This window comes from Winogradskyella flava (assembly GCF_014243395.1).
In the GTDB taxonomy this organism is placed as follows: Bacteria; Bacteroidota; Bacteroidia; order Flavobacteriales; family Flavobacteriaceae; genus Winogradskyella; species Winogradskyella flava.
In genome coordinates this window covers 186956-207208 of record NZ_JACLCP010000006.1, presented here as the reverse complement: position 1 = coordinate 207208, position 20253 = coordinate 186956, and the positions used below count along the sequence as shown (strand labels likewise).

At 35.5% G+C, this 20253-nt stretch carries 14 protein-coding genes; 6 read left to right on the top strand and 8 right to left on the bottom strand.

Annotation, left to right across the window (positions count from 1 at the left end; genetic code table 11):
* Together H7F21_RS16405 and H7F21_RS16400 are read right to left on the bottom strand one after the other, a co-directional pair.
* Positions 1-3480 (bottom strand): PKD domain-containing protein (locus H7F21_RS16405; RefSeq protein ID WP_185790395.1); only part of this gene is annotated, 3480 nt, incomplete at its 3' end.
* A gap of 31 nt (positions 3481-3511) precedes the next feature.
* Positions 3512-3958, bottom strand: coding sequence for a hypothetical protein (locus tag H7F21_RS16400; protein WP_185790394.1), 447 nt, complete (start codon positions 3956-3958; stop codon positions 3512-3514).
* A 185-nt stretch (positions 3959-4143) separates the two neighbouring features.
* Between H7F21_RS16400 and folE the strand changes: the two genes are divergently transcribed.
* From folE to H7F21_RS16375, 5 genes are all read left to right on the top strand, one after another.
* Positions 4144-4821: a GTP cyclohydrolase I FolE gene (folE, locus tag H7F21_RS16395; protein WP_185790393.1), complete on the top strand. Its 678-nt coding sequence runs from the start codon at positions 4144-4146 to the stop codon at positions 4819-4821.
* A 57-nt stretch (positions 4822-4878) separates the two neighbouring features.
* Positions 4879-6360, top strand: coding sequence for a cysteine--tRNA ligase (gene cysS / locus H7F21_RS16390; protein ID WP_185790392.1), 1482 nt, complete (start codon positions 4879-4881; stop codon positions 6358-6360).
* Between the two features lie 46 nt (positions 6361-6406).
* Positions 6407-6640 (top strand): membrane protein insertion efficiency factor YidD, encoded by a 234-nt coding sequence (gene yidD / locus H7F21_RS16385; RefSeq protein WP_185790391.1) that lies wholly within the window; start codon positions 6407-6409, stop codon positions 6638-6640.
* A 65-nt stretch (positions 6641-6705) separates the two neighbouring features.
* The gene (gene lgt / locus H7F21_RS16380; RefSeq protein WP_185790390.1) at positions 6706-7542 is read left to right on the top strand and encodes a prolipoprotein diacylglyceryl transferase; all 837 of its coding nucleotides are present in this window, start codon (positions 6706-6708) and stop codon (positions 7540-7542) included.
* Positions 7543-7559: 17 nt separating this feature from the next.
* Positions 7560-8039 (top strand): DUF192 domain-containing protein, encoded by a 480-nt coding sequence (locus H7F21_RS16375; protein ID WP_343067662.1) that lies wholly within the window; start codon positions 7560-7562, stop codon positions 8037-8039.
* Between the two features lie 104 nt (positions 8040-8143).
* Here the strand turns inward: H7F21_RS16375 and H7F21_RS16370 are convergent, their stop codons facing one another.
* The 6 genes from H7F21_RS16370 to gyrB form a co-directional block, all read right to left on the bottom strand.
* The gene (locus tag H7F21_RS16370; protein WP_185790388.1) at positions 8144-10177 is read right to left on the bottom strand and encodes a PKD domain-containing protein; all 2034 of its coding nucleotides are present in this window, start codon (positions 10175-10177) and stop codon (positions 8144-8146) included.
* 166 nt (positions 10178-10343) lie between these two features.
* The gene (secDF, locus tag H7F21_RS16365; protein WP_185790387.1) at positions 10344-13391 is read right to left on the bottom strand and encodes a protein translocase subunit SecDF; all 3048 of its coding nucleotides are present in this window, start codon (positions 13389-13391) and stop codon (positions 10344-10346) included.
* A 143-nt stretch (positions 13392-13534) separates the two neighbouring features.
* Complete coding sequence (locus H7F21_RS16360) at positions 13535-14164, bottom strand: hypothetical protein (protein WP_185790386.1); 630 nt, start codon at positions 14162-14164, stop codon at positions 13535-13537.
* 72 nt (positions 14165-14236) lie between these two features.
* Positions 14237-15163 carry a malate dehydrogenase gene (gene mdh, locus H7F21_RS16355; protein ID WP_185790385.1) on the bottom strand — a complete coding sequence of 309 codons (927 nt, stop codon included), beginning with the start codon at positions 15161-15163 and terminating at the stop codon, positions 14237-14239.
* A gap of 145 nt (positions 15164-15308) precedes the next feature.
* Positions 15309-16355 (bottom strand): DUF6588 family protein, encoded by a 1047-nt coding sequence (locus tag H7F21_RS16350; protein ID WP_185790384.1) that lies wholly within the window; start codon positions 16353-16355, stop codon positions 15309-15311.
* Between the two features lie 157 nt (positions 16356-16512).
* Positions 16513-18462, bottom strand: coding sequence for a DNA topoisomerase (ATP-hydrolyzing) subunit B (gyrB, locus tag H7F21_RS16345; RefSeq protein ID WP_185790383.1), 1950 nt, complete (start codon positions 18460-18462; stop codon positions 16513-16515).
* Positions 18463-19594: 1132 nt separating this feature from the next.
* Here gyrB and H7F21_RS16340 point away from each other — a divergent pair.
* Positions 19595-20074 carry a helix-turn-helix domain-containing protein gene (locus H7F21_RS16340; protein ID WP_185790382.1) on the top strand — a complete coding sequence of 160 codons (480 nt, stop codon included), beginning with the start codon at positions 19595-19597 and terminating at the stop codon, positions 20072-20074.
* Positions 20075-20253: the final 179 nt, after the last annotated feature.

The following is a 20253-nucleotide window of genomic DNA, read 5'->3' as shown; positions in this document are numbered from 1 at the left end:
AGTATATAATGTCGGCAACGGATCGGTTGCCGTATCTGCATCGCCCGGAGTCAAATAATAGCTCACCGAATACAAAGGGTTGTTACCGCTGATCTCTTCATTCTTTATACTTAAATCTATCTCCGTCAAACCATCAGGTACCCCATCGTCACAAACCTCCAATGCCGTCGGTACTACCAAGGATGGTAGGGGGTTAGCTGTAAATACGACTATACTACTATTAGGACAAGCCCCAAAAGTAACATACTCTATAGTGTAAGTTTCACCTGGTGTACCATTAGTCACGTTGCCTGTATTGGTATCTATTACAGCCAAATCTGTCGGAACTACATCAAAACTAAACGTTCCGCCTGTTATTCCTGTTATGGTTGTTTCACCTCCATCACAAGTTGGATTTACAATAAAGCTTGCATCATCAATCGGAAGGGCATTAAAAGTTACTACCTCTGTATCTGGACACACGCCCAGTGTAGTATAAGAAATAGAATAGGTAGCTCCTGAGGAAGCATTAGTTACTTCACCTGTATTTGAATCTATTACAGCAGTATCAGTTGGAACTGTATCAAAGTCGAATATTCCACCAACAGTACCCGTGATAGTTACTACCCCTCCGTCACAAGTTGGTGCCACCGTAAAAGAAGCATCGTCAGAATCAAGCACAGTAACAGCTTCGATTGACGATTGAGGACAGCTGTTCGCTGTAGTATATTCAACTGAATAGGTCGCACCAGAAGTCCCACTAGTTATTGTTCCTGTATTGACATCTATCACTGCAGCATCAGTAGGTGCAGGATTAAAAGCAAATGTTCCTCCTGTATCACCAGCAATTGTAGCCGTTGCCCCATCACATGTCGCAGTTAAAGAAAAACTAGGGTCATCTAAATTTAGTACAGTTAAAACCTGAGTGCTCGAGGCTGGACATGCTCCCGATGTCATATATTCTATGGTGTAGCTAGTGCCTGGTGTTGCATTTGTGACATCACCAGTGCTAGAATCAATGACTGCAGTATCTGTTGGAACTGGGTTAAAACTGAATATACCTCCTGAATCACCTGTAATCGAGGCTGTACCTCCATCACATGTTGGAGTAACATTAAACGTTGCATTATCTTCAGTTAGAACGTTAAACGTAAGAGTGAAAACACTTGGACAAACACCAGAGGTTGTATATCGGACTTCATAAGGTAAGCCTGAAGTGGCACCAGTAACTTCACCTGTAGTCGGATCAATACTTACTCCTGGACCAGGAAAACCAGTAAATTCAAATACTCCTCCTGGTGTAGCTAAAGGGGTATTGACTGTAGCACCATCGCAAGTTGGTGTTACATTAAATGTAGCATCCTCCCTAGGAATTACAACTAAATTAAACAAAGGATTTGATGATGCATTGTAACAACTTGAGTCACCAATAGTTTCTATTCTAACGAAGATTGGTTGTGGGTTTGCAGTATTCGTATAATTTAACGGTAAAGCTGCAACATCAGCGTCGGCATCAGCAAAACTTAAATGATAAGTTACTTCAAAACTACTTGCATCTTGTCCTCCTAAAATACCTGCGGTTTGAGCATTAAGATTAAATTCTTCAAATCCATCATTTGAACTATCATCACACAGCTCCAAAGCAGAAACAGGATTAAGAACAGGTTGACCAGATAGATTTAAAGTGAACGGAAATACTTCATTACATCCAGAGGTCAAATATTCAACTCTTACAAAAATTGTTTCTCCATCTGTACCTGAATAATTATTTGTACCAGATATAGCGCCGGCATCATTCTCTGCATCTGTTTGTGAAATGTGATAAGTTACCACCAAATCTCCTGCATTTGAGGCGCTTGCAGTTACAACTGGCGTATTTAGTTCTAAATCGAATATGTATGGAGCAGCTCCGGGATCGCAAATCACCAAATTATTTGGTGCCGCAGCAATTAGTTCTGGTAATACATCTATACATACTTGTTCTGTATATTCACAACCATAATCGTCAGTTGCACGATATGTATAACAGTATTGACCTGCGTCTGGAGGTGTTACGGTTATGACATTACCACTTGTATTTGTAATTGTAGGATCTGCATCCCACCCTTCTGAAGTAATATTTGGAGTAAATGATAATAATGGTGGTTGCAATGAAGGATCGAAATCTAAACTCCAATAAAATATAGTTCCATCATCGACTGGAATATTATCGGTTATAATAATCGTCCAATCCCCGTTAATAGGACTTCCAATAAAATCATCAAAATTGCCTATAGGCAAATACGTACCAGGCTCCCACGACGCATTTGGAGGATTAGTACCAGCATTTATAGTATTGGCATTTTGTAGTAGTGTAGTCGCAGTTGTAGAAAAACAATAATCTGCACCAACGCCAGGTACGCCATTATCATTGTTATCAGCACCTCCAAAATAAGTTCCTCCTCCAGCTTGTGCAAATAATTGTACTTGTACGCCGTTAGGACTTTCTAAATAAATATCCAAATCTCCTGAATAGGAGTGCTCAATATTTAAACATACTTCTGCAATCTGAGAACCATCAACAACTACCTCAGCATCATCGTAGCAGTTCTCTACTATAGTACCAGAAGTATAGCTCACGCCATTTCCATCAGGCAATGCGGTCTGATTACCAGTTGCTGGACTACAATCAAAAATAAATTCAACTGGAGTTGCTGCGCCAGTAATAGTTGTACTCTCTCCATAGCACAGTACTGCATTTGCAGCTTGAGATGCACTAAAGTCAGGTTCCGTTGCTACTTGTACAATTTGATCTATACTATTATTGCTAGGACACCCGTTAGGGTCATCACTAAAATTATCGTCTCTAACTACTAAATTAACTAAGTACACACCAGGTGTATTATAAGAATGTGTTACCGTTTGTCCATTCGCTGTATTCATGTCTCCAAAATCCCACTCATATGTAGCTCCAGTTGGATCATTGGAAAAAGTCCCACCTCCAGTAAAAGTAATGTCATCTCCTGGGCAAACTTTAATGGCACCATCTGTATCAACGACAGGAACTGTAGAATCAATTTGAGCAGTAATGTCTTGACACGGTTCAAGACAAGAAATTTCTGCTGCCCATCCACTATTTGAAGCCACGCCATCAGAGCTAAAGGCTATCGTTAAGCATCCAGAAGGGTTTATGTTTGGAGTTGCTGTCACAAAACCTGGAGAAGCAACTCCGTTATATGTACCTAATTCAGGTGCAGCTGTATCTTGCCCATTATAAATGGTCATGGTATCTACATTGAGCTGAGTTGCGAAAGCATTAAAATTCAATTGCACCATAAATCCAGCAGTCTCCGGACATAAAGTAATAACCAAGTCTTCGTCGCTTCCATAGTTTCCAAATTCTCCTCCAGAATCATAAAAAATACCACTACAGCGATCAAATGTGCCATTTTGCATATTAATATCTTGGGAAAAACTTATGCTTGTTATAAAAAAGACTATGAGGGCTAGTAATTTTTTCATTTGCTATTATTTAATATCTATAATTAATGACCTATTGAAACTGAGATTTTATAATAATCACATACGAAGTGTCATCAATTCTGACGTACTCGGCTTCTTTTGAATAAAAGTGAAATTGATATTTTAGTGGGTTGAAATTTTTTATATCTACCACCTTATCGCGTTTATTTTTCTTGTAAACATTAAATAGAGGGACATCAGAAAGCTTCTTGAGCTTGGACAAGTCTTTATTTTTAATTTCAACTATTTCAAATCTATTTCTTAAAATATGCTTAGTATTCTTTAAACGTTGAGGAATATTAAAAATATACTTATTAGCAGCTTGCTCTCCATAAGCATCAATAATCATCCCCTTTTCTTCGGTAGTCAAAGGGTTGTCTATATTATCGGGATATTTAACAAACTTGGAAGAATCTTGAGATAATAGCACATTATGGCTCGAGATAGTAAAAACCAAAACAATTAAAATTCTTTTCATTTTGAGGGTTTAAGTTGTGGAAGCGAAAAGTAATAAATTTACAATAAAATAGCCTTTAGTTTATCTATGATTATAACTGTTCGTCTATATAACATGTTAAATTAAGAATCTCCTACCTTATCGATACTATTTTTATTACGTATCTTTGCATCTTTCTTTTAAAGAATTGATAATTTTATTTACCTATGAAAATCGATGGTGATTTTAATGATATAGATGCTATTGGTGATGACCATATTGGCTCGTCCTCTGATACACCTATGCGATCAGATGCATTTGAACTTTCTAATCAGGAAAAAGTTGACATCATTAAAGATGACGTCAAACATATAATGGAGACTTTGGGTTTAGATCTTGACGATGACAGTCTAAAAGGTACTCCAAACAGAGTAGCAAAGATGTTTGTTAATGAAATTTTTGGAGGTCTAGATCCTGACAAAAAACCAAATGCATCTACCTTTGCTAATAAGTATAAATATGGTGAAATGTTAGTTGAAAAAAACATTACATTATATTCTACTTGTGAGCATCATCTATTACCCATTGTAGGAAAGGCTCATGTCGCTTATATCTCTAATGGTACTGTTGTTGGTTTGTCTAAAATGAATCGTATTGTCGATTATTTTGCTAAACGTCCTCAAGTGCAAGAACGCTTGACCATTCAGATTGTAAAAGAATTACAAAGTGTTCTAAATACCAAAGATGTCGCTTGTGTTATTGATGCCAAACATTTATGCGTTAATTCCCGTGGCATTAGAGATATTGAAAGCAGCACTGTAACTTCAGAATTCGGTGGTAAATTCAAGGAAAAAGAAACGCGACGCGAATTTCTAGATTATATTCAGCTAGATACTCAATTTTAGTTTGCTTTATCCTAGCTAGTTATTTAGCTTTGTCCATACTAAATTGAATATTACATCATGCCCTTATACGACAAGCAGACCATAAAAATATATAATTCTTTATCTGGTGAAAAAGATATTTTCAAGCCATTAAATGATGGCTATGTTGGTATGTACGTATGTGGCCCTACAGTTTACAGTAATGTACATTTGGGCAATGTCCGTACGTTTATGTCGTTTGATGTTATCTTTAGATATCTAAAACAACTTGGCTATAAAGTCAGATACGTAAGAAACATTACCGATGCTGGCCATTTAGAAAATGATGCAGATGAAGGCGAAGATCGTATTGCGAAGAAAGCAAGACTGGAAGCCATAGAACCTATGGAAGTTGTACAGCGTTATACTGTTGATTTCCATAATATTCTCAATAAATTTAATTTTTTACCACCAAGTATAGAGCCAACAGCAACTGGCCATATTATTGAACAGATTGAAATCATTAAGAGTATCATTGATAACGGATTGGCTTATGAAGTAAACGGATCTGTTTATTTTGATGTTCACAAATACAACGAAACAAAGCAGTACGGCATACTCAGTAAACGCAAGCTCGAAGATCTTATACACAACACGCGTGCACTTGATGGGCAATCAGATAAGAAAAATCCACAAGATTTTGCACTTTGGAAAAAAGCCGAACCGCAACACATTATGCGTTGGCCATCGCCTTGGAGTGATGGATTTCCTGGTTGGCATTTAGAGTGTACTGCCATGAGTACCAAATATCTTGGTGAGCAATTTGATATTCACGGTGGTGGCATGGATCTGAAATTTCCACATCATGAATGTGAAATAGCACAAGCAGTGGCTACCAATAATCAAGCCCCTGTCAATTATTGGATGCATGCCAACATGCTCATTATGAATGGTAAAAAAATGGCGAAATCTACTGGTAATTTCATTTTACCAAATGAGATTTTTTCAGGAGAAAATCCTCATATCACTAAAGCATATTCACCAAGTGTTGCCCGTTTCTTTATGCTGCAAGCACACTACAGAAGTATTTTGGATTTTACCAATAATGGATTATTGGCTAGTGAAAAGGGATTTTTCAGGTTAATGGATGCTATTAATCTTATTGATGATTTAAACACTAGTGACGCTTCCACATTTGACGTTTCTGCTTGGAAGAAGAAATGTTATGATGCCATGAATGATGATTTTAATACACCTATTTTAATAGCAACACTTTTTGATGCAGCAAAATTCATCAATCAAGTTAAAGATGGTAGTGCGACTGTGACAAAAGAAGATTTTGAATTGTTAAAGGAAACACTTTATACTTTTACTTTTGATGTTTTAGGTTTGGTCAATGTTGCTAAAGAAAATTCTAGCACTGACAAATTATCTGGTGCAGTTGAAATTTTAATAAACCTAAGAAAAGAGGCTAGACTAAATAAGGATTTTGCCTTATCTGACAAAATAAGAGACGAACTGGCTGAAGCCGGCATTCAATTGAATGATAGTAGGGATGGCACCACTTTTACGACTAATTAGAAGCCTATCCTAAATCCTTTCCCAAGGAAAGGACTTTACCACGATTATGAAAAAAATTCTGATTAAACCTTTACTATTCCTAATTAAAGTGTATCAAACTCTAATATCACCTTTAACACCAGCTACTTGCCGCTATCAACCTACTTGCTCACATTATGCGAAAGAAGCTCTTGAGGTTCATGGATTTTTTAAAGGTGGTCAATTAGCCCTGAAAAGGATTTTTAGTTGTCATCCGTGGGGAGGTAAAGGTTTTGATCCCGTTCCTCCAAAAGACCATTAATATTACGTTAATCTCGTTTTCAATCCTATACAAAATATTATATTTACTGCATAAAGAGAATTTCTATGTTTTTACTACAAAATGATTGGGATCCAATAAAATTTATTGATTTAGGTTTTTTTAAACTTCATTTTTACAGTCTGATGTGGATCGTTGCCTTTATTTTAGGCTTCTATGTTACCAAGCGTATTTGGAAAAACGAAAATGAAACTAGTGAATCCTTAGATTCTCTTTTTATCTATTCTGTTTTAGGGATTATGATAGGTGCCAGATTAGGACATGTCATCTTTTATCAATCCGAATTAATATCAGACGACTTCTTTAGCATCTTTTTACCCTTTAAATTTAAAGGTGGATTTGAGTTTACAGGATTTCAAGGTTTGGCAAGTCATGGCGCAGCTATAGGCATGATTATCTCCATGTACCTTTACAATAAAAAGGTCATAAAAAAGACCATACTTTGGATATTAGACCGTGTTGTGGTTCCCGTAGCACTTGGTGCTGTTTTTGTTAGAATTGGAAATTTTATCAATTCTGAGATTGTAGGTATTAAGACAGATAGTGCTTTTGGTGTTATTTTTAGACAAAACTCTGAAAACTTTGCAAGACACCCTGCCCAATTATATGAGGCATTCTGTTATATCTTTGTATTCTTAATCCTGCTTTACTTCTATTGGAAAACTAATAAATCCAAGCAACAAGGGTTTTTATTTGGACTCTTTTTGGTTTTACTTTGGACGGTCAGATTCTTCGTTGAATTTTTGAAAGAGCCACAAGGTGATGAAGACTTAGCAGCATTTTTCGGTGATGTACTTAATAATGGGCAACTGCTCAGTATCCCATTTATCTTAATTGGTCTTTATTTTATGTTTGTTTACGAACCTAAGAAAACAATAGAATAATGTGGTTAAAAACTTTCGTGAACTATTTTTTAGTCATATTCTGCATAACCCTATTCATTGGCTGTAAAGAGGAAAAAAGAAATGTAACAAAAGATAAAGTTGTTGTAAATTTTAAAAAAGAGGGAACGCTTTTTATAAGTAGAGCTAGTTCAGATGCCATCATAAAAACTCTAGATATCGAAATAGCTGATAACGACTATGAAACTCAAACAGGCTTAATGTATCGTAGTAAGCTAGAATCCAATAATGGTATGTTATTTATATTTCCTGATGTGGATTTTAGAAGTTTTTACATGAAAAACACTAAGATTCCTTTAGATATTATCTATATAAATGAAAACAAGGAGATCGTCAGCTTTCAAAAAAATGCAAAACCTTTTGATGAAACTTCCCTCCCATCAGAGGCTCCTGCAAAATACGTTTTGGAAATCAATGCTGGACTATCTGATGAATGGCAACTAGAAGTTGGTGATAAGATATCATTTGAAGTTTTGTGATAACAAAACAAGGCTACAAATAACAGTATTCTTTTTTTTTAGTCAGATACTATCCTTCCTTAAGCAGAAAATAAAGTCTCAAGATATAATCTAAACGAATTGTTCTAGTTCTTGATAATCTTTTTTATAACATTAAATCCAATCTTGTCATTAGATAATTCTAAAAAGTAGTAAGCATCTTCTAACTTATCTAGTGAGTTAATTGTGATATCTTCAGTCGCATTTAAAAACACTCGTTCGAAAACCGATCGACCACCTAAATCATAAATTTTAACATTAATATCATTACCTATTATTACATCAGGTAAATTAACATTTAGCACACTTTTAAATGGGTTTGGTAACACTTGGATATCATTGATGCTTAGGTCTTCTATACTAAGTGCATTACCATCTACACCATCACAATTCTCATCTATTCCATTTCCAAAAGAATCATTTGAGTCAGGGTTAATTTGATTATTTAAATCATCACAATCTAAACCGTTTAGTGCATAACCAATAGGTGGAATATTTGAGCAATCTAAAATAGAATTATTAGCATCTCCATAACCATCACCGTCTAAATCTTCATAAAAAGTTGTTGGTGATTCACCTATTGCCAACATAGTAACACAAAAGTCTTCTGTATATTCACATCCAAACTCGTCTACGGTTCTGTAAGTATAACAATGTTCTCCTGCAGTAGTTGGTGCCACAGTAATCACATTTCCATTCATCTCTGTGATACTTGGATTTGCATCCCAACTTTCAGAGGTAATTGTAGGCACATACTCAAAAATTTCTTGAGGTACGCTATCATCAAAATTGAGCTCCCAAGAAAATATATAACCATTATCAACAGGGATATTATCAACAATTACTATACACCATTCTCCATTTAAAGGGCTCCCTAACAATGTATCAAAAGAACCAACTGGCAGATATGTTCCTGGTTCCCAGGAATTACTTGGCGGATTTGAACCTGCGTTAATGGTGTTAGCATTAGCCAATAATTCTGAAGCGGACATTGAAAAACAGTAATCTGCACCTTCTCCTGGCTCAGAATTGTCAAGATTATTAGCGCCACCAAAATATGTACCTCCACCACTTTGTTCAAATAAAATGGCTTCCTGTCCATTTGGGGAAATAATTTTAATATCTAAATCCCCTGAGTACGAATGCTCAATATTTAAGCAAATATCAAAAATTTGAGAAACATCTGTAAGGACTGCATCGGCTTCAAAACAAGTCACATTAATACATGTACTGTAAGCAGCTCCATTTCCGTCAGGCAAAAAGGTTTCTTCACTCTCAGGCGGTGGACAATTATAGAATAGTGTCAATGGATTAACCACGGCTTCAATGGTTGTAGTATCACCGAAACACAGCGTACTATCAATAATATGGGTATTGGAAAAATCTGGTTTTCCAGAAACACGAACTATTTGATTGATTGTATTTATATTAGGACATCCATCCATGAAATTATCCATGTTTGTATCCCTTATATCCAAATTTACCAAATAGACTCCTGGTACATCGTAAGAAACATTGACACTCTGACCAGAGGCGGTTGTTCCATTACCCAAATCCCAAGTGTAACTAGCACCTGTTCCATCAACTTCAAAGATGCCACTGCCATTAAAGTTTATATTGTCCCCTACACAAACTTCGATAATGGCTTCTGTATTAGCTGTTGGAGTTGTTGAGTTTAATACCGCCGTAATCTCTTGGCAAGGATTTGTACAAGAAATATCGGCTGACCATCCTGTGGTATTGCCAGCATCATTGGATATATATTCAATGGTTAAACATCCTGAAGCGTTATTAAAACTAGCGAAGACAAGTCCAGGTGTTATATTCCCAGAATATTCTCCAATTATTGATGCCGTTGTATCATTGCCATCGTAAATGGTCATAATATCAGCATTTAATTGAGTACTAAAATCTAGAAAATCTAACTTTAGTCGCTGTTCTGATTCCTCGGGGCAAATAGTTAAAACAAAACTTTCATTACTTGAGTAATTAGAAAATTCACCGCCAGAATCATAAAATATACCCGAGCAAGTACTTATTGATCCATTTTGCATTAATACGTCTTGACAAAAACTTATAGATGACATTATTGAGAATACGAGGAGTAGTGTTCTTTTCATGTTGACAAATGGATTGATTAATAGCAATGTAAGAGAATTATCTCACATGTATATAATAGATAGTCAAAACACCAAAAGGTTGCGTCTAAGTGCAAAAAAAGCCTTTCCAAAAAGAAAGGCTTTTAGATTCTGAAACTAATTCAGAATAACATTTATTTAAAAAGTCTTATTCTTCGTCGTCTTCCTTAACTTTCTTCTTTAAAGATTCTGCAGCATCACCTTTCTTAGCGGTGTCGTACATTAATGGTGTTGCAATAAACATCGATGAATATGTACCGACAATGACACCAACAATTAAGGCGAACAATAAGCCTCTTAAAGAATCTGCACCAAAAGTGAACATTGCCAATAACACCACTAAGGTAGTTACCGAAGTATTCAATGTTCTACTCAAAGTACTGTTCAGAGAAGCATTAATCGTCTTACCAAATTCCCAAGAGGTATGTTCATTTAAGAATTCTCTAATTCTATCAAACACAACCACAGTATCATTAAGTGAGTAACCAATTACTGTCAAGATCGCAGCGATAAATGCTTGATCAATTTCCATACTAAATGGCATAAACTTCCACGTTAGTGAGAAGATACCCAGTACAATCAATACATCATGGAAAACCGCCGCAACAGCACCTAATGAGAATTGCCATTTCTTAAATCTAAATAAGATATAGAGAAATACTACGACCAAAGATCCTAATACTGCCCAGAACGATGACTTCTTAATATCATCCGCAATAGTTGGACTCACTTTACTAGAAAGCATCTTACCAATTTTAGCGTCTCCAGAACCATCTTGGAATTCTACATAACTCATGCCATCTGGCAAATAAGGTTTGAGCGCTTCGAACAATTTCACCTGTACATCTTCATCGGCTTCTACTGAATTATCTTCGACTTTATATTTTGTTGAAATTTTCAACTGGTTAGCCGTACCAATAGTCTTAACCTCAGCACTTCCAAAAACTGCAGGATCGTTTAAGACTGACGCAATTTCTTCTGTACTTACAGGCTGTTCAAAACGAACTTGATAGGTTCTACCTCCAACAAAATCAATACCTTGATCTAACTTATTCGTAAATAACGAAATGATACTCGCTGTTAATAACACACCTGAAATCACATAAGCAATCTTACGTTTTTTCAAGAAGTTGATATTTACATTCTTGAATAAATTCTTGGTCATTGCTGTTGAGAAATCCAAAGTTCCTCCTCTATTAGCCCACCAATCAATTAATAAACGTGTGATAAATATTGCTGTAAATAAGGATGTTAAAATACCTATGATTAAGGTCGTTGCAAAACCTTTTATTGGCCCTGTACCAAATACAAATAATATCAAGGCCGTTAAACCTGTTGTAATATTCGCATCTAAAATTGAAGACAATGCATTAGCAAAACCATCCTTAATAGACTCCTTTTGCGATTTACCCTTGGCTATTTCCTCTCGTATGCGCTCAAAGATAAGTACGTTAGCATCGACCGAAATACCTATTGTTAATACAATACCCGCAATACCAGGTAAGGTTAATACCGCTCCTAGACTTGCCAATACTCCAAAGATCAGTAAGATGTTTAATAACAATGCAATATCCGCGAAAATACCAGCTTTACCATAATAGAAAATCATCCAAAGTAGGACAAAAGCTAAAGCAATAAGGAACGATTTCATACCACTATCAATAGCTTCTTGTCCCAATGATGGACCAACTTCATCTGCCTGAATAATCTCAGCGGAAGCAGGTAGTTTACCAGCTCTTAACACGTTCGCTAAATCGACAGCTTCGGTCAATGAAAATGCACCAGAAATTTGAGAATTTCCACCTGCGATTGGACCTGTAGACACACTTGGCGCAGAATAGACGATATCATCCAAGACAATGGCAATAAAGCCCTGAGTCTCGTACGCAACTTTAGTCATTTCTTCCCAAGTTTTAGCACCTTTGGCGTTCATTTGCATACTCACCGCTGGTCTGCTTAATTGATCGTAATCTTGCCTTGCGTCAGTAATTACAGCACCACTTAATTGCGGCTGACCATCTCTATTTCCTTTAATAGCATATAACTCAACAAACTCCGAATCTTTTGGCTGTAAACCCCAAACAAATTTTGCATAACGCATGTCTACTGGTAAATTCGCTCTATTTTTTGGCTCGTTAAGTGCTTCTAGTACTTTCTCCTTATCCTTGGCTAAAAAATATGCAATAACAGAACCACGACCAATATTTTGAATTCCCAAAGGATTGACATCAGCAACGTTGGTAGAGTCAGATTCAATCTGCCCAGTTAACTCGTCGATGGCACTCGTCGTTGAATCTTGCTCAACTTCCGCAGATTCTGCAACTTCGTCATTAGCGTCATCAACTTTAGCTGCTTCTACCATATTTTGGTTGACTTGTGCCACATACGAAAACATTTCTTCTGCTTTGTAAGTCTCCCAAAACTGTAACTGTGCTGTTTTAGTAATAATGTCTACAACACGCTTTTTATCTCTTGCTCCAGGTAATTCTATTAAAATTCTCCCAGAGTTTCCTAGACGTTGAATGTTTGGTGACGACACACCAAAACCATCAATACGATTACGAAGTACTTCAAAGGCAGAAATAATGGATTCATCAATCTTTCTTTCTAAAACAGTTTTCACCTCATCATCGGACATATCAAATTTTATATCCTCACTTAAATCACGATTAGCGAAAATATCTGGAGAAGCCAATTTAGTATCTCCTTTAATCTCGTCAAACGCTCTAAAGAAAGACTCTAGATATGATTCTTGAGCATCTTTCTGTAGCTCTTCGGCATCATCTAATGCTTTGTTAAACACAGGATCTTTACTGTTATTAGCAAGACCTTTTAGGATATCTTTTACAGAAATCTGGATAATAGCATTAATACCACCTTTAAGGTCTAGACCTAATTTCATGGCATTGTCCTCAACTTCAGAATAGGTATATTGAGATAATCCTAAATTATAAACCTCAATAGGCTTCAATTCTTCACCAACTTCTACTTTCGATGTTTTTAAAGAATCGAGATAATTGATCTCAGCTTGATTTCTAAGGTCTTGGTAACCCTCTACTGTTTCGGCATATTTTGCAACAGCAGCCTGTTGTGCTTCGTCCTCTATTTGGTTCGCCTTAAATGTAAAGGACAACTGATAAATACTTACCAGACCGAATAGTAACGCAAACAATTTAATTACTCCTTTGTTTTGCATTTTGTTTTTATTTTATGTCAAATTTTGATCGCGCAAATATAGAATTTACGCTATAACCTGACAATTGTTTATGATATTGTTATTAGATTTTTTTGCTTTTTGACTGAATGAAAAAGCTAGCTTGAAAAGTTTCGGGAATTATTTCAGATTAATACACCCAAGGATATGATTGGTCCAGCTCGAACTTCTGGAATCTTACATGATGGTCCAGCTAATTCAGCTCCTGAATTAGTGACATTCTTAAGAGCGACTTTTATTAACCTTTCAATCAGTTCTTGATTAATGTGACCACCAGAATTGCTAACTTTCAGATTACTAAATCTGTCACTTTTATTATTGAGTTGTACAATTTCTACACTTTCGAAATCCCAGTTAGCAGAATTATTGTCTTGCTGAATTTCTGAAATACTAAGCCTATAATCCTTAGAGTTTTCTTCGTTTGGAAATTTATCTGAATCACTTCCGTTAGTACTAAATGTGAATCTTAATTCTTGATCCGAAAGTATATGCTGAATTTGCGCTATATCAGTATTACTATAGTATGTAATCTTTAATTGCCCATCTTGGTCTTGGCCAATCTGAATATCTTCCGCGCCAACCTCATCAAGCTTTGTTTGAATTCGAGTAATAGCGTCTTGTGCTTCTACTTCAGAGATTTCTGTGTTTGAAAACTGAACAACAATCTGCTGATTTGGAGAAACAGCAGTATCTACATACCTTGCTAAAAAGGTAAACAGGATAATTAAAACACCAAAATGTAGTTTGGTTTTCATTCGGCAAATATAGAAAAAATAAAGACTGTATCTCTACAGTCTTTATTCATTATATTAGTTACATTGTAATATCTAAAGTTCTAAAAGTCCATTAGTCTTTTTAACACCTTCTGCACTTTCAGCTAAATGCGCCTTTTCTGCATCACTTAAAGGCACATCTACAATCTTTTCGATACCATTCTTACCTAAAATTACTGGTACACCAATACAAAGGTCACTTAGCCCGTATTCTCCATCCAGTAACGTAGAGCAAGGGAACATTTTCTTTTGGTCACAAGCAATAGCTTGTACTAGCCCACTAACTGCAGCGCCAGGTGCATACCAAGCCGAAGTACCTAATAATTTAGTTAGTGTTGCTCCACCAACTTTCGTATCTTCTTTTACTTGATTTAAACGTTCTTCTGATATAAACTCAGAAACGTTGATACTGTTTCTCGTTGCGTGTGATGTTAATGGCACCATACCTTTATCACTATGCCCTCCTATTACCATTCCGTCAACATCACTTATTGGAGCGTCAAGAGCTTCAGCTAATCTATACTTGAAACGAGCAGAATCCAAAGCGCCTCCCATTCCTATAATTCTATGCTTAGGTAAATCCGTAGTTTTATGTGTCAAATACGTCATTGTATCCATAGGATTACTTACAACGATAAGAATTGTATTTGGCGAATGCTCTACCAAACTTGAAGAAACAGTTTTAACTATGCCGGCATTGATACCAATTAATTCTTCACGCGTCATACCTGGTTTTCGAGGAATACCCGAAGTAATTACGCAAATATCACTATTAGCTGTTTTAGAATAATCGTTAGTGCTTCCTGTAATTTTTGTATCGAATCCATTTAATGATGCAGTTTGCATAAGATCCATGGCTTTACCTTCTGCGTAACCTTCCTTGATGTCTAATAAAACTACTTCAGAAGCGAAGTTCTTAATGGCAATATATTCTGCGCAACTTGCACCAACTGCACCTGCGCCAACTACTGTTACTTTCATGTTTTTATATTTTAAGCGTTATTAAAAATTTGAATACAAAATTAAGGCTTTAAGCGCGAAATTCCATGACTTAGGTCATAGTATTAAAAATAAAAAAGAGCAACCTGTTTAAGGTTACTCTTCATCGTTGAACGATATTATTTACTTACCTAAAGCTAAGGGCTATACCTAATGTTGCGGTATTATATTCTTGAAATGTATAATCTCCAAAAATCTTAAAAGGTCCCAGATTTAAACGAGTACCCAAAGTAGCTCGCATTCCATTAGCTTCAAAATCTAAATTAATTGGATTGGAAATGGTTTCATTGACTGTTCCTATTTGATTCCCTGAACTATCTTCGACATCATACGTTAATGTATAGTCACCTTTCATCTTGGCGGTGGTTTTACCATTGTTATATCCCACGCTACCATAAAACGTAATTATTTTTAAATCTAAAGAGGCCAAAGCTTGTATTGTCCATGTATTCATCTTAAACTCTGCTTCTCCATTTGTTACCGAAACATCGTCACTAGCATTTTCATCGTTGATGGCATAAGCTACTTTCATGTTAGTAAAGGCCCCTAATACAGATATGCTAAGCGGCAGTTTATCCATAGGTCCAAAATACTGTGTCAAATCATGCTGTAAACCAATACCTATTAAATTAGCTTCTATATCATCATCAAAATTTAAATTAGGAACGAACCTAGCTTTTATATCAGTTTTAAATGGTAATCCAAACCCTACTTGAACAGTTGGCGCAGGAACTGCATTAACTGGTAAATCTTCAGTTATTCCCCCTGGCATATCAAAACTTGCTACCTTAAACGTACCATCTCCAACAGGAATAGATATATCAACTGTGGTTTCAGCATCATTTTCGCTCATCACAGTTTGCAGTTCGCTTTCACCATTAGGCAAACTTAAAAAAGTATAGTCGCTAGGTACAAAATCAAAAGCCTGTGACTTATCGGGAACTAAAGACCCATTAAATCCAATGGTAACATCGAACCCAAACTTTTTATGAACTTTAGCAGTTGTTGCCCAACCACCATTCATACTGTACATTAACCCTACCATTGCCGGTCTTAAATAATTTTCTGTTAAAAGACTGGCATCATCAGAAGCTAATAAAATTGTTTCAAGCTCCTGTGCATTAGATAATTGCATACTTGTAATAAATGCAAATAAAACTATTATTTTTTTCATAGTACACTAAATTAAGATGGGATAAATCTATAAAAAAAGAATCAATAAAATGTATTTTAACGGTATTATTTACTTTTTATCGAGTAAAATATTGTTTTAAAGCACAAAAAAAGCACCCGAATTGGGTGCTTTACTAGTTTTCTAGTTGGATTATTTATTATGCGTCAATATTGGCGTAAATAGCATTCTTCTCGATAAATTCTCTACGTGGAGGAACTTCATCTCCCATTAGCATTGAGAAAATACGGTCTGCTTCTGCTCCATTATCGATTTGTACTAAACGCATCGTTCTAAACTCAGGATTCATGGTTGTGTCCCAAAGTTGCTCAGCATTCATTTCACCAAGACCTTTGTAACGTTGAATTTTTGCACCATCTCCATAGCCCTCAATAATTTCATCGCGCTCTTTATCAGACCAAGCATATTGTTTTTTCGCACCTTTCTTAACCAAATATAAAGGTGGTGTTGCAATGTATATGTGACCATTCTCCACCAATTCTTTCATATATCTGAAAAAGAACGTTAAGATTAATGTCGCAATATGACTACCATCAATATCGGCATCACACATAATGACTACTTTATGGTATCTTAATTTCGAGAGATTCAGAGCTCTTGGATCTTCCTCTGTGCCAATCGTTACACCAAGTGCTGTAAATATATTTTTTATCTCTTCGTTCTCAAACACTTTATGCTGCATGGCTTTTTCAACATTAAGAATCTTACCTCTTAATGGCAATATAGCCTGGAACGCTCTATCTCTTCCTTGCTTTGCCGTTCCACCTGCAGAGTCACCCTCAACTAAGAATACTTCACATTTCGCAGGATCTTGCTCAGAACAATCACTCAATTTCCCTGGCAATCCTCCAATACTCATAACCGTTTTGCGCTGCACCATTTCACGAGCTTTTTGAGCTGCATGACGTGCTTGTGCTGCCAAAATCACTTTTTGTACAATCGTCTTGGCATCATCCGGATTCTCTTCTAGGTAATCCGTAAGCATTTCTGAAACCGCTTGAGAAACAGATGCAGAAACCTCACGGTTTCCTAATTTTGTTTTCGTCTGGCCTTCAAACTGCGGCTCTGCAACTTTCACAGATACAATTGCAGTCAATCCTTCACGGAAATCATCACCAGAAATATCAAATTTTAATTTGTCTAACATACCAGATCCATCTGCATACTTCTTCAAGGTATGTGTCAATCCACGACGAAAACCAGAAAGGTGCGTACCACCTTCATGAGTATTAATATTGTTTACATAAGAATGTAAATTCTCTGCATATGACGTGTTGTACACCATAGCCACCTCAACAGGGACACCATTTTTCTCACCTTCAAAGGCAATCACATCTTTCATCAAAGGCTCTCTGTTACCATCCAAGAACTTGATAAATTCTTTAAGACCTTCTTCTGAATGGAATGTTTCACCTTCAAATTCACCATCTTCTTTTTTATGACGTTTATCTATCAAATGGATGGTTATGCCTTTATTTAGATAGGCTAATTCCCGTAAACGACTCGCTAAAGTATCATAGCTATATTCTAAAGTTTGTGTAAATATTGTTGGGTCTGGCTTAAAGGTTACCGTTGTACCTCTCTTATCGGTATCACCTGTAGTTTTTACTGGATACATGGCTTTACCACGCTCGTACTCTTGTTCGTAAACCTTTCCTTTTCTGTAAACGGTTGCTTTAAGATGCTCAGATAATGCGTTAACACAACTCACACCGACACCATGTAAACCACCAGAAACCTTGTAAGAATCTTTATCGAATTTACCACCTGCACCAATTTTAGTCATTACCACCTCTAGTGCAGAAACGCCTTCTTTTTTATGAAGATCTACAGGAATACCACGACCATCATCTTCAGTAGTAATAGAATTATCCTCATTAATAGTAACTGTAATATTATCACAATGACCAGCTAAAGCTTCATCAATGGAGTTATCAACCACCTCGTACACTAAATGGTGCAAACCACGTGTACCGACATCTCCAATATACATCGATGGACGCATTCTAACATGCTCCATGCCCTCTAGTGCCTGAATACTATCAGCTGAATAATTATCCTTGTTAAATTCTTCTCTTTTTTCGCTCATTATTTTAAATGATTTTAGTTCGATTTATGGCATAAAAAAATGACACTGCTGTATCATTTTTGAATACTAACAAATATACGAATTAAAGACACCTTTTGAAAGCTTTTTATTGGCTGAAGTCGATAATTATCAACATTTGTTAATTACTTAAAAGCGGCTTAAATCGCCTAAAAAGCATCTTAAAATGGATTTCGATGATTTTTAATATTTTCTAAATCTTATAAAAATTCAAAATCTCTTAAATGTGAAATTTTGAATTTTCATTCCCTTGTTTTTCAATCTCAAATAGCCAAACTTTTATAAATTTTATAATACGCTAATGATGTAACTTAACAATCCTTTTTTCAAAAAAACTATTGATAATCCTTGACGCTTAACCTATGCCAAAGCTATTAAGAACAGCATCATATAGCAACCCTATTTGATTCGGAAGGTTTTTTCTTGATTTTATTTTTAATGAGAAAATAAAATAATACCTTGGTATTAAATGACCTTTAACTTATACAACAGCCTAATACTAGCAGGAATTATACAAGGACTCATCTTTGTAATAGTTGTATTGCTTTCAAAAAAATATAGATCTAGAAGTATTTATTTTTTGATGGCTCTTATTCTATGTCTTACGCTGAGCAACCTTATGTATTTTATTCCCGATATCGGTTTAGTTACCCTATCGGAAATGTATCAGTACTTATACTTGCCACTGGCAGCATTATTTCCACCTATTTATTATTTCTACGTTATAACTTTTTTATACCCAAATCACAAAATAGCAATAAAAGAAAAACTCCTGTTTTTACCTTTTTTAATTTTCTTAGTGCTTAATATCATTTACAGGGTTGGTGTCTTAACCAACTATGAAGATGCAAGCTTTTATAGCTTTTTTGCGAAAACATTAAATTTCATTGAAATTTTCTCCAATATATTTACGATCATAATGCTCGTTTACCTATTAAAAAAGTCATTTGATTATGAAAAACGATATAAATCTTTTGATGTTAACACTATATACACCCGAATAAATTGGTTAAGGATAACGTTGTTTGTTCTCCTTATCATAGCGTTTCTATGGTCCTATCTAGTTTACAAAAATATAGCCTACGGCATATCTTTTTACTCCTTATGGATAAGCATGTCTGTAGCAATATACTGGCTAGGTTATTTAGGTATTTACAAATTCGGAATTGCTGAAGATCGCAAGAATATAAGATTACAAACTAGCGCTTCCATGAATAGCCCTAAGACTGATGTTACAAGAAACAAACATGTTCTAGCATTTGAAGAACTATTAAAGATCAATAGGATATACTTAGACCCTAACCTAACATTAGATAGTGTTGCCACTAATCTAAATATTAGTTCCGGACACTTATCTAGAATTATAAAGACTGAACTTAATACCAACTTCAGTGATTATATAAATAGTTACAGAGTGGATCAAGCAAAAGCTTACTTAAAGAATCCTGAGTTTTCAAAATATACAATTACTGCAATAGGCCTTGAAGCTGGCTTTAATTCTAAATCTGCATTTTATACCGCGTTTAAAAAAGCTACAAATAAAACTCCACTAGCTTTTAAAAAACACGTACTCAGCCAAATCAATATCGTTTAATGCATTTTAAGGTTTTCTCTTCAAAATCTTTATTACATTCTCTTTAATTAGTTCTATTTTCTGATAATGTCAAAATCTAGGAATCTAAAACCAGTCACCAAAACTACTTTCACCAAATCCCTGAACCCCTTGTAAGTAACTAACATTTATTATTAAAATTTAGAAACTCACAAAATTTA

Coding starts and splice junctions, on each gene's coding strand:
- H7F21_RS16350 (WP_185790384.1), bottom strand. CDS start 16,355: ATGAAAAAAATAATAGTTTTATTTGCATTTATTACAAGTATGCAATTA.
- H7F21_RS16370 (WP_185790388.1), bottom strand. CDS start 10,177: ATGAAAAGAACACTACTCCTCGTATTCTCAATAATGTCATCTATAAGT.
- H7F21_RS16340 (WP_185790382.1), top strand. CDS start 19,595: ATGTCTGTAGCAATATACTGGCTAGGTTATTTAGGTATTTACAAATTC.
- yidD (WP_185790391.1), top strand. CDS start 6,407: ATGAAAAAAATTCTGATTAAACCTTTACTATTCCTAATTAAAGTGTAT.
- cysS (WP_185790392.1), top strand. CDS start 4,879: ATGCCCTTATACGACAAGCAGACCATAAAAATATATAATTCTTTATCT.
- lgt (WP_185790390.1), top strand. CDS start 6,706: ATGTTTTTACTACAAAATGATTGGGATCCAATAAAATTTATTGATTTA.
- H7F21_RS16400 (WP_185790394.1), bottom strand. CDS start 3,958: ATGAAAAGAATTTTAATTGTTTTGGTTTTTACTATCTCGAGCCATAAT.
- folE (WP_185790393.1), top strand. CDS start 4,144: ATGAAAATCGATGGTGATTTTAATGATATAGATGCTATTGGTGATGAC.
- H7F21_RS16360 (WP_185790386.1), bottom strand. CDS start 14,164: ATGAAAACCAAACTACATTTTGGTGTTTTAATTATCCTGTTTACCTTT.
- secDF (WP_185790387.1), bottom strand. CDS start 13,391: ATGCAAAACAAAGGAGTAATTAAATTGTTTGCGTTACTATTCGGTCTG.
- mdh (WP_185790385.1), bottom strand. CDS start 15,163: ATGAAAGTAACAGTAGTTGGCGCAGGTGCAGTTGGTGCAAGTTGCGCA.
- gyrB (WP_185790383.1), bottom strand. CDS start 18,462: ATGAGCGAAAAAAGAGAAGAATTTAACAAGGATAATTATTCAGCTGAT.